16 protein-coding genes and 1 riboswitch are annotated in these 14,020 nt (G+C 70.8%); of the genes, 7 read left to right on the top strand and 9 right to left on the bottom strand.

Going from position 1 to position 14,020, the window contains the following annotated elements; translation table 11 throughout:
* Window positions 1–38 precede the first annotated feature (38 nt).
* From ACFV9G_RS16210 to ACFV9G_RS16225, 4 genes are all read right to left on the bottom strand, one after another.
* Window positions 39–746, bottom strand: a complete 708-nt coding sequence (locus ACFV9G_RS16210) for a YcnI family protein (protein ID WP_378728509.1) — start codon at window positions 744–746, stop codon at window positions 39–41.
* A 61-nt stretch (window positions 747–807) separates the two neighbouring features.
* Complete coding sequence (locus tag ACFV9G_RS16215; protein WP_378728510.1) at window positions 808–1,329, bottom strand: cell division protein FtsQ; 522 nt, start codon at window positions 1,327–1,329, stop codon at window positions 808–810.
* A 169-nt stretch (window positions 1,330–1,498) separates the two neighbouring features.
* A complete protein-coding gene (locus tag ACFV9G_RS16220; RefSeq protein ID WP_378728511.1) occupies window positions 1,499–2,128 on the bottom strand; it encodes a 3-oxoacid CoA-transferase subunit B in 630 nt (209 codons plus the stop codon).
* A gap of 1 nt (window position 2,129) precedes the next feature.
* Complete coding sequence (locus tag ACFV9G_RS16225) at window positions 2,130–2,894, bottom strand: CoA transferase subunit A (protein WP_378728512.1); 765 nt, start codon at window positions 2,892–2,894, stop codon at window positions 2,130–2,132.
* Window positions 2,895–3,022: 128 nt separating this feature from the next.
* On the opposite strand from ACFV9G_RS16225, the gene ACFV9G_RS16230 reads away from it, so the two are divergent.
* Entirely contained in the window at window positions 3,023–3,805 is a 783-nt protein-coding gene (locus ACFV9G_RS16230; protein ID WP_378728513.1) for an IclR family transcriptional regulator, read from the top strand.
* Between the two features lie 172 nt (window positions 3,806–3,977).
* Here the strand turns inward: ACFV9G_RS16230 and ACFV9G_RS16235 are convergent, their stop codons facing one another.
* Entirely contained in the window at window positions 3,978–4,979 is a 1,002-nt protein-coding gene (locus ACFV9G_RS16235) for an LLM class flavin-dependent oxidoreductase (protein ID WP_378728514.1), read from the bottom strand.
* 161 nt (window positions 4,980–5,140) lie between these two features.
* Between ACFV9G_RS16235 and ACFV9G_RS16240 the strand changes: the two genes are divergently transcribed.
* Window positions 5,141–5,821, top strand: a complete 681-nt coding sequence (locus tag ACFV9G_RS16240) for a Crp/Fnr family transcriptional regulator (RefSeq protein ID WP_378728515.1) — start codon at window positions 5,141–5,143, stop codon at window positions 5,819–5,821.
* A gap of 6 nt (window positions 5,822–5,827) precedes the next feature.
* On the opposite strand, the gene ACFV9G_RS16245 is transcribed toward ACFV9G_RS16240, so the two are convergent.
* Window positions 5,828–6,865, bottom strand: a complete 1,038-nt coding sequence (locus tag ACFV9G_RS16245; protein WP_378728517.1) for a CobW family GTP-binding protein — start codon at window positions 6,863–6,865, stop codon at window positions 5,828–5,830.
* A gap of 124 nt (window positions 6,866–6,989) precedes the next feature.
* Window positions 6,990–7,086: riboswitch (glycine riboswitch) on the top strand.
* A gap of 155 nt (window positions 7,087–7,241) precedes the next feature.
* On the opposite strand from ACFV9G_RS16245, the gene gcvT reads away from it, so the two are divergent.
* The 3 genes from gcvT to ACFV9G_RS16260 are packed head-to-tail and all read left to right on the top strand — an operon-like array spanning window position 7,242 to window position 10,169.
* The gene (gcvT, locus tag ACFV9G_RS16250; RefSeq protein ID WP_378728518.1) at window positions 7,242–8,345 is read left to right on the top strand and encodes a glycine cleavage system aminomethyltransferase GcvT; all 1,104 of its coding nucleotides are present in this window, start codon (window positions 7,242–7,244) and stop codon (window positions 8,343–8,345) included.
* 8 nt (window positions 8,346–8,353) lie between these two features.
* Complete coding sequence (gene gcvH, locus ACFV9G_RS16255) at window positions 8,354–8,725, top strand: glycine cleavage system protein GcvH (RefSeq protein ID WP_378728519.1); 372 nt, start codon at window positions 8,354–8,356, stop codon at window positions 8,723–8,725.
* Window positions 8,726–8,756: 31 nt separating this feature from the next.
* Window positions 8,757–10,169: an L-serine ammonia-lyase gene (locus ACFV9G_RS16260; RefSeq protein WP_378728582.1), complete on the top strand. Its 1,413-nt coding sequence runs from the start codon at window positions 8,757–8,759 to the stop codon at window positions 10,167–10,169.
* Window positions 10,170–10,290: 121 nt separating this feature from the next.
* Here ACFV9G_RS16260 and ACFV9G_RS16265 read toward each other — a convergent pair whose 3' ends face one another.
* Complete coding sequence (locus ACFV9G_RS16265) at window positions 10,291–10,776, bottom strand: FBP domain-containing protein (protein WP_378728520.1); 486 nt, start codon at window positions 10,774–10,776, stop codon at window positions 10,291–10,293.
* 59 nt (window positions 10,777–10,835) lie between these two features.
* Here ACFV9G_RS16265 and ACFV9G_RS16270 point away from each other — a divergent pair, with 59 nt between their 5' ends.
* Window positions 10,836–11,447, top strand: a complete 612-nt coding sequence (locus tag ACFV9G_RS16270) for a WHG domain-containing protein (protein WP_378728521.1) — start codon at window positions 10,836–10,838, stop codon at window positions 11,445–11,447.
* A 9-nt stretch (window positions 11,448–11,456) separates the two neighbouring features.
* Here ACFV9G_RS16270 and ACFV9G_RS16275 read toward each other — a convergent pair whose 3' ends face one another.
* Window positions 11,457–12,404, bottom strand: coding sequence for a GlxA family transcriptional regulator (locus ACFV9G_RS16275; protein WP_378728522.1), 948 nt, complete (start codon window positions 12,402–12,404; stop codon window positions 11,457–11,459).
* A 70-nt stretch (window positions 12,405–12,474) separates the two neighbouring features.
* Here ACFV9G_RS16275 and ACFV9G_RS16280 point away from each other — a divergent pair, with 70 nt between their 5' ends.
* The gene (locus ACFV9G_RS16280; RefSeq protein WP_378728523.1) at window positions 12,475–13,488 is read left to right on the top strand and encodes a saccharopine dehydrogenase family protein; all 1,014 of its coding nucleotides are present in this window, start codon (window positions 12,475–12,477) and stop codon (window positions 13,486–13,488) included.
* Here ACFV9G_RS16280 and ACFV9G_RS16285 read toward each other — a convergent pair.
* Window positions 13,466–13,897 carry a MarR family winged helix-turn-helix transcriptional regulator gene (locus tag ACFV9G_RS16285; RefSeq protein WP_378728524.1) on the bottom strand — a complete coding sequence of 144 codons (432 nt, stop codon included), beginning with the start codon at window positions 13,895–13,897 and terminating at the stop codon, window positions 13,466–13,468. The genes ACFV9G_RS16280 and ACFV9G_RS16285 overlap by 23 nt on opposite strands.
* Between the last annotated feature and the right edge of the window lie 123 nt (window positions 13,898–14,020).

The following is a 14,020-nucleotide window of genomic DNA, read 5'->3' on the forward strand; positions in this document are numbered from 1 at the left end:
GGGCCGGTCGAGGCCGGGCCGGCGCGTCAGGGGAGCATTCACGCCTTACGACGCCCCAGCGCGAGGGCGGTCGTGCCCGCGATCAGGCCGAGAATGCCGGCGCCGGCACCGACAGCGCCCCACACGTTGCTGTCGCCGTCCTCGACCTCCGCGGCGGCCGGCTCGGCCTTCTCGGCCGACTCCTCGGCGCCATGGCCGTGACCGTCCTCGGCCTCAGCTGCGGTGACCTCGAAGGACGGAGCCGGGTTCTCCGGCTCCTCGGTGGCGCCCTCGGGGGCCTCCTCGACCCAGGCGGTCTCGCCCTTCACGCAGGTCTGGATGACCGGGAAGGCGAGCGTGCCCTCCTCCTCGGGCAGCTGCAGGGAGACCTCGAAGGCGTCACGCTGACCGTCGGGCAGCGGCGTCTTGGCGGTGTAGACGACCGAGGAGTCGCGCTCGGTGAGCTTGTTGCCGTGGGCGTCCTCGAGCGGCTCGGCGAGCTTCTCGGTGACGACCTTGACGTCGTAGAACGGCTGCCGCGTGGGCGTCACGTCGTTGATCCCCTCGGGGACCTGGATCGTGATCTGCTTGGTCGGCGAGCCTTCGCAGCCGTGGCCGTTGCTGAAGGTCAGGACCGTGTAGGCGCCGGCCGCGGTCTCGGTCGGGGTGACCGTGACGTGAGCGGAGGCCGGGGCGGCGACGAGGAAGGTGACGGCCGCGGCAGCGATGGCGGGCGCGCCGAGGCGCGCAAGGGTACGTCGAGACATGGTTGTTGCTTTCTGTGGAGTGTCTGCTGCTGGGCGATGCCCAGTTGTCGGGGTCGGGTCCTCAGGCGAGGACCGGCGGACCCCGGCCGGCAGCGACGTACGTCCACAGCCCGGCGCGCGGCACGACCGGCTGGGCCTGGACCGGCAGGCGGAACGGGATCGGGTTCCGGGGCGTGGCGGACGCCCGGGAGATGACCTGCCAGGCCCGGCGGTGCAGCATCCAGACGACCACGGTGAGCACCGCGGCCGCGGTGTGCGCGACCAGCATCGAGGTCTCGCCCGCACCGGCGTCGTGTGCGTGGGCGGCGGGCGCCGCGTACGCCTCGAAGGCCTCGTGCATCCCCAGCTGCGCCGCGCCGGCGAGCACCGCCCCCAGGACGATCCCGACTCGTCGTTGCAGCACGACGACCCCGGCGCCGAACGCGGCAAAACCGGTCGCCACCAGCCACAACGCGTCCGGCAGCTCCCCGCCGCCGGCCAGGTGCGCCAGGCTGGACCCGGTGGTGATCTCGACGGCCGCGAGCAGCGCGAGCCATACGCTCCCGCGCGTCGGCCGCACCACCCTCAAATCCACGCCGCACATTGTCGCAGACCTGCCGAGCCGTCGCCCACGTCGGCCGAGAAGTCACCCCCGTCGGCCGAGCCGTCACCCCGGTCGGTCGAGCCGTCACCCCGGTCGGCCGAGACGTCACTCCGTGACCTCTCGGCCGACGCGGCTGACGCTTCGGCCGACGCGGCTGACCTCTCGGCGATCAGCGGAGGATGCGGGGCTCCGTCTTCTCCTCGACCTCACCGAACGTGACGCCCGGAGCGAGCTCGACGAGGCGCAGGCCCTCGGGGGTGATGTCAAGGACGCACAGGTCGGTGATGATGCGCTGAACGACACCGAGGCCGGTGTAGGGGAGCGAGCACTCCTCGACGATCTTGTAGGAGCCGTCGCGGGCGACGTGCTCCATGAGCACGACGACCTTCTTGGCGCCGTGGACGAGGTCCATCGCGCCGCCCATGCCCTTGACCATCTTGCCGGGGATCATCCAGTTGGCGAGGTCGCCGCCGGCGGAGACCTGCATCGCCCCGAGGATCGCGGCGTCGATCTTGCCGGAGCGGATCATCCCGAAGCTGGTGGCGGAGTCGAAGAACGAGGCGCCCTTGCGTACGGTGACCGTCTCCTTGCCGGCGTTGATCAGGTCCGGGTCGACGGCGTCCTCGGTCGGGTAGGCGCCGGTGCCGAGGATGCCGTTCTCGCTCTGCAGCACCAGCTCGACGTCGTCGGGGACGTAGTTGGGCACCAGCGTCGGGAGCCCGATGCCGAGGTTGACGTAGTCGCCGTCGACCAGCTCCGCGGCGGCGCGGGCGGCCATCTCTTCACGTGTCCATGCCATGTCAGCGCACCGTCCTCTTCTCGATCCGCTTGTCGGCGGCCTGCTCCGGGGTCAACGGCACCACCCGGTGCACATAGACGCCCGGAAGGTGGATGTCGTTCGGCGCGAGCTCGCCGGGCTCGACGAGCTCCTCGACCTCGGCGATCGTGATCTGCCCGGCCATCGCGGCCAGCGGGTTGAAGTTGCGGGCGGAGTCTTTGAAGACGAGGTTGCCGTGGCGGTCGCCCTTCCAGGCGCGCACGATGCCGAAGTCGGCGACGATGGCCTCCTCGAGGACGAACTCCCGCTCGCCGTCGGGCGTCTCGAAGGTCATCACCGGCTTCTCGGGCGAGGTCTTGATGACGTTGCCCGCGTCGTCGTACTTCCACGGCAGCCCGCCCTGCGCCACCTGCGTACCGACGCCGGTGCGGGTGTAGAAGGCGGCGATGCCGGAGCCGCCGGCACGCATCCGCTCGGCCAGCGTGCCCTGCGGGGTCAGCTCGACCTCGAGGTCGCCGGAGAGGTACTGCCGCGCGAACTCCTTGTTCTCACCGACGTACGAGGCGACGACCCGGCGCAGGCGTCCGGCACCGAGCAGCAGGCCCAGGCCCCAGTCGTCGACACCGGCGTTGTTGGAGACCACCTCGAGGTCGGTCACGCCGGCCTCGAGCAGAGCATTGATGAGCACCGAGGGGATGCCGCACAACCCGAAGCCGCCGACCGTGAGGGTCGCTCCGTTCGGGATGTCCGCGACCGCCTCGGCGGCTGAGGAGATGACCTTGTCCATGATGATCAGTCAAGGATGGGCAGCGTGTTCGGTCAATAGGTGAGCGCGATTTCACGCTCGATCTCTCGGAGAACGACCCCGCTGCCGCAGATGCGTCCACTGAACGGACGTCGCCTATCGTACGTCCCATGGAACCCGGTCCCAGCGTCATCCGCCGCAGCGCAACCCTGCTGCGGCTGCTCGCTGCGCGCGAGCCCGAGGGCGCGACGACCACCCAGCTCGCGACGACCGCCGCCATCCCGCGCCCGACCGCCCACCGGCTGCTCAGCGCGCTGCAGGACGAGGGGCTGGTCGAGCGCGACAACGACACCGCCGCCTGGCACCTGGGCCCGGAGTGCTTCCTGCTCGGCGCCGCCGCGACCACCCGTCACGACATCACCCCGGCGGCCCGGGCGGCGGTCCTGCACATCGCCCGGGAGACGGGGGAGAGCGCCTTCTTCTCGATCCGGCGCGGCGAGGAGACGGTCTGCGTCCTGCGCGAGGACGGCAGCTTCCCGATCCGCTCGCACGTGCTCTACGAGGGCATCCGGTTCCCGCTCGGCGTGGCCTCGGCCGGCCTGGCGATCCTTGCCTTCATGCCGGAGTCGCGGCGGGAGGCCTACCTGGCCCGGACCGATCTGGTCGCGGCCTACGGCGAGCAGCACTCGGCGGCGGCCCTCCGCGAGCGTGTCGCCGCGACCCGTGAGCTCGGCTTCGCGGTCAATCCCGGCCTCATCGTGGTCGGCAGCTGGGGTCTGGGTGCTGCCGTCTTCGACGCCCACGGGCAGCCCTACGGAGCGCTCACCATCACCGGCATCGAGGCCCGCCTCGCCCCGCCCCGCCAGGCCGAGCTCGGCCGCCTCCTCCTGGAGGCTGCCCACAGCCTGACCACGAAGGCTAGGTCCGGACCTGAGTCAGGGCTTCCTGCATGAGGGCGAGTCGGTGCATCTGTCTCGCAATGGATCGCCCGAGTCGGCTCATCCTGACGAGATTCCTCGCCGAGTCGGCGCGTTAAGACGAGCCGACTCGGCGAGCTTCTCGGTCAGGACGGGCCGACTCGGCGAGCTTTTCCGTCAGGACGAGCCGACTCGGCTGGGAGTTCGGTCAGGATGAGCCGACTCGGCGGTGGGTGGACGCGGTCATGATCCCGGCGAGCTCGGCGTCGGAGGTGAGCTGGGCATCGCGGTCATAGGTCGAGGTGAAGGCGAGGAGCTCGTCGGCTCCGGTGGCCTCGGCCAGCTGGTCGAGCCGCCTTCGGACGGTCGCGGGAGAGCCCGCGGTCGTACGGGCGAGATGGGCCTCGACCCGCTCGCGGACCTGGTTCGACCAGGCCTGGTCGCGAATCGTCGAGACCGGCTCGAGCGGACCGAACTCGCCGGTCTGCCGCGACCTGGCCATAGCCCACGCCTCCGGCAGGGCGAGCTCGGCGGCCTCGGCGTCGGTGTCGGCGACCAAGACGTCGACCGAGACGGTCACCGAGGGCCCAGACGCTCGGGACGAGGGCCGGAAGTCCTTCCGGTACGCCCCCAGCAGCTCGTTCAGCCGCGGGCTGTCCAGCACCGGACCGCCCACGACGACCGGCAGCCCGAGGCGCGAGGCGAGCGCGACGCCCTTCCCGGTCGCGAGCACGAACATCGGGATCCGGTGCGCGGCGGCCGGCCGCGCGGTGACAGCGGCGGTGCGGTCGAGGTAGCCGCGGAGCTCCTCGATGTCCTCGGCGAACGTGTCCGGGTCGTCGAGATCCTGCCGCAGTGCGCGGCGTACGGGTGCGGTGAAGCCCAGGGTGCGTCCCAGACCGAGGTCGATCCGGTCGGGATAGAGGGCCTCGAGCATGAGGAACTGCTCGGCGACGACCAGCGGCTGGTGGTGCGGCAGCATCACCCCGCCCGACCCGAGCCGGATCGTGGACGTGTGCGCGCCGAGCGCACCGAGCAGCACCGGCGGCGACCCTGACGCGATCCCCGGGACCGCGTGGTGCTCGGCGACCCAGAACCGGTGGTAGCCGAGCCGCTCGGCAGCCACCGCCCGCTCGATCGTGTGGGTCAGCGCAGCGCCCTCGGCGTACCCCACCCGCGTGCGGGACCGGTCCAGCATGGAGAGCTTCACAACGGGTCAACCACGCCGGGTCGCCGAGCCTTCCCGCCGTGTCCGGTGTGGCGAAGAACGCACTCGACAGGGGTGCGATGCGGGCCACACAACCGATGTGGAGGGCCTGGATCTGGCTAGGCTGATGTCTTCGGTAAAGCAATGACAGGAGCGCCTGGGTAATGGATCAAGACGTGCTTCGGCACGCGCCGCTTTTCAGCGAGCTGGACGACGAGTCGATGACGGCGCTGCTCGCGACGATGGGTCAGGCACGCCTCAGGCGAGGCGAGGTGTTGTTCCACGAGGGCGACGCCGCCGACCGGCTCTACGCGGTCGTGGACGGCAAGGTGAAGCTGAGCCGTGCCGCGGCCAACGGGCAGGACAGCCTGCTGGCGATCCTGGGGCCGGGCCAGGTGTTCGGCGAGCTGTCGCTCTTCGACCCCGGTCGGCGCTCCTCCACGGTCACGGCCGTCACCGACCAGGTCGAGCTCGCCTCGCTGTCGCACGACGACCTGCTGGGCCTGCTCGACGGGCGCCCGAGCGTGACCCGTGGGCTGCTCGCCCTGCTGTCGGGCCGCCTGCGCCGGGCCAACGACGTGATCGGTGACCTGGTCTTCTCCGACGCGCCCCGCCGGGTGGCGAAGGCTCTGCTCGACCTCGCGGAGAGGTTCGGCGAACAGACCGACGAGGGCCTCCGCGTACGCCACGACCTGACCCAGGAGGAGCTCGCGCAGCTCGTGGGCGCGGCTCGGGAGACGGTCAACAAGGCGCTCGCCGACTTCGCGGCCAAGGGCTGGGTCAGGCTGGAGTCGCGCTCGGTGATCATCACCGACATGGAACGGATCGTGCGCCGCGCCGGCTGATCGCTGTCAGAGGCTGACGCGGACCAACTGGCGCAGCCTGTGGAGGCCCTCGGTGCTCGGCCGCTCGGCCGGGGCGAGGGCCGCCGTGAGCCGCTCGCGGACCGCGTCGGTCTCGAGATCCAGGCCGATGGCGACGAGCTCGCTCACCGGGTCGGCCGCACGCTTCGCTGCGGCGACATGGGCACTGCGTCCGACCAGGTTCACCTGGTAGCTGCGCGGTCCCTGGCCGGTCGCGACGGCGACGGTCCCCTTGACCCGGTACGCCGTCGCCGGCGGCTCCTCGAGCAGGTCGACCAGACGGGCCGGCTCGATGGTGCCCGGGGTCGTCACGGTGACCGCCCGGGCATGTTGATGGGTTTCGTGCGAAGCGGCCGCTTCGCGCAGCAGCGCGGCGATCGGCAGCTCGTCGGGCGGGTCCTCGGGCACCGCGGCGTCGTAGACGAGCCGCGGGTCGATGCGGCCGCCCACGGCGTACGCCACCTGGACCTCGGGGTTGTGCTCCCGCACCCGCGCCTCGATCCGGGCCAGGATCCGGTCCCGAGAGGCTGCCGGCACCAGGTCGGTCTTGTTGACCACCACCAGGGACGCGGCCGCGAACCGGACCGGAGCCTCACCTCGGCCGTCGTCGAGGGTGTCGAAGTAGGCCGATGCGTCGACGACCTCGATGAGCCCACCGCGGCGTACCCGCTCGACGCCGCTGAACCGGACCAGCTTGGCCAGCGTGCCGGGCTCGGCGATCCCGCTGGCCTCGACGATGACCACGTCGAGCGCGAGCCGCGGGTGGGTCAGCTTCTCCAGCGCGTCGTCGAGGCCGCCGGCGTCCGGCAGGCAGCACAGGCAGCCGCCGGCGATCGAGGCCGGCTCGTCGATCTGGCCGGTGACGAGTCCGGCATCGACGTTGATGTCGCCGAAGTCGTTGACGACCACGCCCACCCGGGCGCCGGGCTGGCGCAGCAGATGGTTGAGCAGGGTGGTCTTCCCGGACCCGAGGTGGCCGGTGAGGATGACCACGGGGACCCGGGTGCTGGCGTTGGTCGGTGGCACCGAGCCATCGTAGAGCGGGTGAGAACAGTTCCCGTTAGTGGGTGTCGGGTCGGCCGAGGCGCCCGGATCTTGACGGCCGAGGTAGCCAGACCTAGGTTTGCCGCACAACTTCACATCCGCCACTCGAACCGCAGCGGGAGAGTCCTTGCCCATCCCGGGTGAGGCGCCGAAGGAGCAAACCTCCCCAGAATCTCTCAGGCCCCCATGACCGCCGCGGTGAGGCGACCTCTGGAAAGTCAGGATCCGACGGATCCTGCACCCACGGTGCAAACCGCCCGATCGGGCGGTGAAGCTCTCAGGTAGCGATGACAGAGCGGGGAGGTCACCCGTCCACGGGTGCCGCTGGCGGCACCCATCAGCAGGGAGCCTCCCGCACATGACAGCACCTGTCCTTACCCCTCTGCATGCGATCCACCAGTCGCTCGGCGCCTCGTTCACCGACTTCGCCGGCTGGAGCATGCCGGTCCGCTACGGCTCGGAGACCGCCGAGCACAATGCTGTACGCACCACCGCGGGCCTCTTCGACCTGTCCCACATGGGCGAGATCGAGGTGACCGGGCCCGAGGCAGGACGCGCCCTCGACCACGCCCTGGTCGGCCGGCCCTCGGCGATCGGCCTCGGTCGCGCCCGCTACTCGATGATCTGCGCCGAGGACGGCGGCATCATCGACGACCTGGTCGTCTACCGGCTCGAGCAGGAGCGCTACCTGGTCGTTGCCAACGCGAGCAACGTCGGTGTGGTCGCTCCGGCGCTGGCCTCGCGGGCCGAGGGCTACGACGCCGTGGTCCGGGACGCCTCCGCGGAGTGGGCGCTGATCGCGGTCCAGGGTCCTGCCTCGGCCGCAATCGTCGCAGCCCTGACCGACCTGGATGTCCCCTCCCTGCGCTACTACGCCATCGATGCCGGCACGGTCGCCGGCGTCGACGTCCTGCTCGCGCGCACCGGCTACACCGGGGAGGACGGCTTCGAGATCTACTGCGCGCCCTCGTCGGCCGTCGCGGTCTGGGAGGCCATCACCGAGGCTGGTACGCCGCACGGGCTCCTGCCCGCCGGGCTCGCCTGCCGCGACACCCTCCGGCTCGAGGCCGGCATGCCGCTCTACGGCCACGAGCTGACCCGCGAGACGACGCCCTTCGAGGCCGGCCTCGGCCGGGTCGTCTCCTTCGACAAGCCCGACGGCTTCGTCGGCGACGCCGCCCTGGCCGTACGCCGCGACGAGGGCCCGCGCAGCGTGCTCATCGGCCTGATCGCCGCCGGGCGCCGGTCGCCGCGGGCCGGCTACACCATCGTGGACCCGGCCACAGGCGAGGAGGTCGGCACCGTCACCAGCGGCTCACCGTCACCGACTCTCGGACGTCCCATCGCGATGGCGTACGTCCGGCCCGACCTCGCCGCCGCCGGCACCAAGCTCCAGGTCGTCGTGCGCGGCAGCCACGAGGACGCCGAGATCGTCGAGCTTCCCTTCTACTCCAAGAAATGAGCAACGCCATGAGCAACCCGACCCACCTGTCCTACACCGCCGAGCACGAGTGGATCGAGACCCGCGGCGACGTCGCGCGCGTCGGTGTGACCGCCTTCGCCACCGAGGCGTTGGGTGACATCGTCTTCGTCGAGCTGCCCGAGGTGGGCAGCAAGATCACCGGGGGAGAGAGCTGCGGTGAGCTGGAGTCGACGAAGTCGGTCAGCGACCTGTTCGCCCCCGCCGACGGCGAGATCCTCGAGGTCAACGCCGCCGTCGTCGAGGATCCCGCGCTGATCAACAGCGACCCGTTCGGCGCCGGCTGGCTCTTCGAGATGCGCGTCTCGGGCGCTCCCGAGCTGCTCGACGCCGCGGCGTATGACGCACTGATCGAGGAGTGACGTGACCGCCGAGGTCGCCGGCTCCACGGCCGTGGCGACGGCCCTGAGCACCTTCGACCTCTACTCGATCGGGATCGGGCCATCCTCATCGCACACCGTCGGACCGATGCGCGCCGCGAAGATCTTCGTCGACGGTCTCGCCGCCGACGGGTCGCTGGGCGAGGTGGCGCGGGTGAAGGCCGAGCTCTTCGGCTCGCTCGGCGCGACCGGGCACGGACACGGTTCGGAGGGTGCCGTGCTGCTCGGCCTCGAGGGCGAGCAGCCGGCGACCGTCGACACGCGAGCCTCGTCCGGGCGGGTGGCGGCCATCCGCGAGGCCGGGGAGCTGTCGCTCGGCGGCCACCGACCGATCGGCTTCGACAACGCCACCGACCTGGTCATGCATCGGCGCAAGAGCCTGCCGGGCCACCCCAACGGCATGGTGTTCACCGCGTACGCCGCCTCCGGCGAGGTGCTGCGCGAGCGCACCTATTACTCCGTCGGTGGCGGCTTCGTGGTCGACGAGCACGCCTCCGGTGCCGCACGGGTGGTCCCCGACCGCTCGCCCGTACGCTTCCCGTTCGCCACCGGCGCCGAGCTGCTCGACATCTGCGAGCGGGAGGGGTTCAGGGTCTCCGACCTGATGCTGGCGAACGAGCTCACCTGGCGTACGCACGACGAGATCCGCGCCGGCCTCCTCGAGATCTGGCGAGTGATGGCGGCCTGCGTGCAGGCCGGCTGCGACCGTGACCCGGTCACCGACGGCGTACTTCCTGGTGGTCTACGCGTCCCGCGCCGGGCGCCGCTGCTCCACCGCGACCTGGCCTCCGGCGCCGGTGCCCACGACCCCTTCCGGGTCATGGACTGGGTCAACCTGTTCGCCCTGGCGGTCAACGAGGAGAACGCCTCGGGCGGCCGGGTCGTCACCGCCCCCACCAACGGCGCGGCCGGCATCGTGCCCGCGGTCCTGCACTACTGGGTACGTTTCGTGGCGCCGCAGGCCGGCCTGGACGAGGCCGCGATCGAGGACGGCATCGTCCGCTTCCTGCTCACCGCGGCCGCGATCGGCATCCTGTGCAAGACGAACGCCTCGATCTCCGGCGCCGAGGTCGGCTGCCAGGGCGAGGTCGGCTCGGCCTGCGCGATGGCCGCCGGCGCCCTGTGTGAAGTCCTCGGCGGCACCCCCGCCCAGGTCGAGAACGCAGCCGAGGTCGGCATCGAGCACAACCTCGGCCTCACCTGCGACCCGGTCGGCGGGCTGGTGCAGATCCCGTGCATCGAGCGCAACGCCATCGCCAGCGTGAAGGCCATCAACGCCGCCCGCCTCGCCCTCAACGGCGACGGCTCCCACAAGGTCAGCCTCGACAAGGCACTGAAGACCATGCGCGAGACCGGCGCCGACATGAAGATCAAGTACAAGGAGACCTCCCGCGGCGGCCTCGCGGTCAACGTCATCGAGTGCTGAGCGGATGCGGCATGACCGGGTGCGTAGCGTCTGGAGCCGGGACCGGTCGGAGCCGGTGGATGCCCTAACGGAATACCGCCCATTCCGGTGGTTATCTGTAAACCGGGGCGTGGTCGGGATCTCAGGCGGGCCGGAGCACCCGCGCGACGAAGGCGTCGAGATTGCCGAGCAACCGATCGACCTTCTGGTCGACACTGAGGGTCTCGTGGACAACGGGGGAGTCGAGCTTGCGCTTGTTGCGCGCCTTGAGTGAGCAGTCGAGGTCGGCGCAGATGTAGGTGCCGACCGAGTTGCCGTCCTGCCCGGAGCGACCGGCGCGGGAGGCGACCAGCAATGCGACGTCCCCGACCGACGTACACAGCGCGCACATCGTCTTCCGTGGCCCTCGGGACTCGCGTGAGGCCCGGAGGGTGACCCCGCAGAGCCTGCCGTCGTGCTCGGTGACGAGGTAGTGGTTCTGTGGTGCTTTCGGGTCCTGCCAGCCGAGGTAGTCGAGGTCGTCCCATGGTCGTTCGGCCAGGTCAGCGGGCAGGTTGAGGCGCTTGGTCGCACCCTTGGTGAGGTTGACGAACGAGGAGCGTACGTCGGTCTCGGTCAGCGGCTTCATGCCAACCATGCTAGGTTTCCTACAACTGTTAGGCAATTCGTTATTCGAGGAGAGTGCCGATGGGCCGTCCCGGGCTGAACCGGGCCGCCGTGATCGCGGCCGCCGCCGACCTGGCCGACGAGATCGGCTTCGACGCCGTCACGATCTCGGTCCTCGCCCGCCACCTCGGCATCAAGTCGCCGACTCTCTACTCCCACGTCACCGGAGCCACCGACCTCCGCACCGCCGTCACCGCGTACGTCCTCGACGAGCTCGCCGACGCCACGAGCGCCGCCCTGTCGGCGGGGGAGGGCCGCGACCTCCTCGTCGCCTACGCCGACGCCATCCGCGACTTCGCCCGCCGCTCACCCGGCCGCTACGACGCCACCACCCGCCAGCGCGTCCCGCCCGCTGAGGCGGGGGAGTCCCGGACCGACTCGGTGGACGAGGCGATCACCGCTGGCCGCCGCAACGCCGACCTCGCTCTCGCCGTCGTCCGCAGCTATGGCATCCTCGAGCCCAGCGAGACGTACGCCGTCCGCCTGATGTCCAGCCTCATCCACGGCTACGTCACCCTCGAGCTCGCCGGCAGCTTCGCCCACAGCGACCCCCCGAGCGAGGCCACCTGGCCCGAGGTCCTCGACGAGCTGGATGGCAACCTCGGACGGATGGCGCTCGATCGGCCCCACTGATCAGCCTGATCAGTCGGCGAGCCGGAAGGTCGTCCGGTAGGTCGTGGGAGTCACGCCCAGAGTGCGGTGGAAGTGACGGCGCAGCGTGGCCGCTGTGCCCATTCCGCAGCTGCCCGCGATCTGGTCGATCGAGGCGTCGGTACGCTCGAGGAGCTCCTGGGCGCGCGAGATGCGCTGGTGGTGCAGCCAGTCCAGAGGCCCGGTCTGCAGCTCGGCCTGCATCCGTCGGGCGAGCTGGCGGGTGCTGAGGCCGGCGTGGTCGGCCAGCTCGCGGACCGTCAGGGGCTGGTCGAGTCGGGCGCGCGCCCACTCCAGCGTGGCCGCGAGGCCCTCGGGAACGCGGGGCTGCGCGGGTGGGGTGATGAACTGCGCCTGCCCACCCGTGCGGTGGGCAGGGACGACCAGGTTGCGGGCGATCCCGTTGGCCGCGGCGGCGCCGAGGTCGCTGCGTACGAGGTGGACGCAGAGGTCGAGCGCAGCGGTCTTGCCGGCCGAGGTGAGCACGTCGCCCTCGTCGACGTAGAGCACGTCCGGGCGGACGTCGACCTGCGGATAACGCCGGGCGAGCTCGTCGGCGTGCAGCCAATGGGTCGTGGCGACCCGGCCGTCGAGCAGCCCGGCCGCGGCCAGCACGAACGAACCGGTGCACAGGGACGCGATCCGCGCGCCGCGCTCATGGGCGCCACGCAGCGCGTCGAGGAGCGAGAGGTCGGGATTGTCGTCGAGATCGTTCGAGGACGGGACGACGACGGTGTCGACCTCAGCGATCGCGTCGTACGACGCCGTCGGCAGCTCGGCCAGCCAGGGATGCGATGCGCCGTCGGGGGTGCAGACGACGAGGTCGTACCACTCACCGCCTGGAGCGAGGTCGGCATGGTCGCCGCCGAAGATCTCGGCCGCGATCGCGACCTCGTAGAGCATCGAGGAGCCATGCAGGACGAGGGCAAGCCGAGGCATGTCGCAAAGTGTACGTAGTACGTCGTTTCAGACACTCGTGTGGCGGGACACCCGGCCCGAGGATGGAGCCATGAACACAGATGAGCAGGTCCTGGTCTATGGCGCCACCGGTCACACCGGGCGTTTCGTCGTCGATGAGCTGACGCGCCGCGGGCTGACGCCCGTCCTCGCCGGACGTAGCGCGGAGCGTCTCGCCGACGTCGCGCCCCGCCATGCCGCCATGGAGAGCCGAGTCGTCGGCCTCGACGACCCCGAGCGGCTGCGGCACGCGATCGCGGGTGTTGGCGCCGTCATCAACTGCGCCGGGCCCTTCCTAGACACCGCGCTCCCACTGGCCCGGGCCGCGGTCGAGTCCGGTGCCCACTATCTCGACGTCACCGCCGAGCAGCCGGTCGTACAGGCGCTCTATCGAGATCTGGACGCCCGAGCCCGAGACATGGACGTCTCCGTGGTCCCGGCGATGGCGTTCTACGGTGGCCTCGCCGACCTGCTCGTGACCGCCGTCCTCGGCGGGTCGTCGGCCGACGAGGTCGAGGTCGCCATCGGGTTGGACCGCTGGTGGCCGACCGCAGGCACCCGGATCACCGGAGCCCGCAACACCGCGACTCGCCTGGTCATCCGCGAGGGCTCCCTGGTCCCGCTGCCCAGCCCCGCGCCGACCGACGCTTGGTCCTACCCGGAGCCGCTGGGCGAGCAGTCAGTGGTGGAGCTGCCGTTCTCCGAGGTGATCACCATCAACAACCACCTCGACGTACGTGAGCTCCGCTCCTACCTCAACAGTGCTCCGCTCGCCGAGCTCCGCGACGAGGCGACACCGGAGCCGACCGCCAGCGACGAGTCAGGACGCTCGGCCCAGCGGTTCGCCGTGGACGTCCTCGTACGTCAGGGTTCCGACGTCAAGCGGATCACCGCGACCGGCCGCGACATCTACGCCGTCACCGCGCCGATCGTGGTCGAGGGCGCCGTCCGGCTCCTCGACGGCCGCCGCCGTCGTTCTGGCGCCGGGGCACCGGGGGAGATCTTCGACGCCGCCGATGTGCTCGACGCGCTGGACGGCACCATCACGGTTGCTGCGATCGGTTGAACCGGTGGAGGAGCGACACGAGTGCGTCGAGGTCGCTCGCGGGCCAGTCCTCGACGCGCTGTTCGAGCTCGTCCTGGCGCAGCGCAAGGGCTCGCTCGACCTGAGTCCGCCCCGACGGGGTCAAGGACACCAGCACGGAGCGCCCGTCCTCCGGTGCTCGGCTGCTCTTCGTCAGGTCGAGGGATGCCATGCGCTTGAGAAGCGCGCTGGTGGAGCTCCGGTCCATGGCCAAGGCCTCGGCCACGGCGCTCGGCTTGGCCGGCCCGTAGGCGTAGAGCCAGCGGGCGATGTGGAAGGCGGCCGGTCGCAGCTCCTGATGGAAGGCCGCCGCGGAGCGCTCCGTGAGGGCGCGCGACGCGCTGAGGAGCGCATTGATCTCGAAGCCGAGCCGCTCGGTGGCGGGATTCATGCGGTCTCCTAAGTAGTGGGCATATACCCATCAATGTCTAGAGTGATGGGTATATGCCCACTATATCGGCCAGGGGGCCGAGGAGGTACGTCATGCTCGATGAGCGACCCGATTCCACCCGCG

The organism is Nocardioides sp. NPDC059952 (genome assembly GCF_042730435.1).
Classification (GTDB): domain Bacteria; phylum Actinomycetota; class Actinomycetes; order Propionibacteriales; family Nocardioidaceae; genus Nocardioides.

Excerpts from the sequence above, each read along its gene's own strand:
- ACFV9G_RS16275 (WP_378728522.1), bottom strand. The coding sequence starts at position 12,404 with ATGCCTCGGCTTGCCCTCGTCCTGCATGGCTCCTCGATGCTCTACGAG.
- ACFV9G_RS16230 (WP_378728513.1), top strand. The coding sequence starts at position 3,023 with ATGGAACCCGGTCCCAGCGTCATCCGCCGCAGCGCAACCCTGCTGCGG.
- ACFV9G_RS16265 (WP_378728520.1), bottom strand. The coding sequence starts at position 10,776 with ATGAAGCCGCTGACCGAGACCGACGTACGCTCCTCGTTCGTCAACCTC.
- gcvH (WP_378728519.1), top strand. The coding sequence starts at position 8,354 with ATGAGCAACCCGACCCACCTGTCCTACACCGCCGAGCACGAGTGGATC.
- ACFV9G_RS16270 (WP_378728521.1), top strand. The coding sequence starts at position 10,836 with ATGGGCCGTCCCGGGCTGAACCGGGCCGCCGTGATCGCGGCCGCCGCC.
- ACFV9G_RS16225 (WP_378728512.1), bottom strand. The coding sequence starts at position 2,894 with ATGGACAAGGTCATCTCCTCAGCCGCCGAGGCGGTCGCGGACATCCCG.
- ACFV9G_RS16220 (WP_378728511.1), bottom strand. The coding sequence starts at position 2,128 with ATGGCATGGACACGTGAAGAGATGGCCGCCCGCGCCGCCGCGGAGCTG.
- ACFV9G_RS16280 (WP_378728523.1), top strand. The coding sequence starts at position 12,475 with ATGAACACAGATGAGCAGGTCCTGGTCTATGGCGCCACCGGTCACACC.
- ACFV9G_RS16240 (WP_378728515.1), top strand. The coding sequence starts at position 5,141 with ATGGATCAAGACGTGCTTCGGCACGCGCCGCTTTTCAGCGAGCTGGAC.
- gcvT (WP_378728518.1), top strand. The coding sequence starts at position 7,242 with ATGACAGCACCTGTCCTTACCCCTCTGCATGCGATCCACCAGTCGCTC.
- ACFV9G_RS16215 (WP_378728510.1), bottom strand. The coding sequence starts at position 1,329 with ATGTGCGGCGTGGATTTGAGGGTGGTGCGGCCGACGCGCGGGAGCGTA.
- ACFV9G_RS16285 (WP_378728524.1), bottom strand. The coding sequence starts at position 13,897 with ATGAATCCCGCCACCGAGCGGCTCGGCTTCGAGATCAATGCGCTCCTC.
- ACFV9G_RS16210 (WP_378728509.1), bottom strand. The coding sequence starts at position 746 with ATGTCTCGACGTACCCTTGCGCGCCTCGGCGCGCCCGCCATCGCTGCC.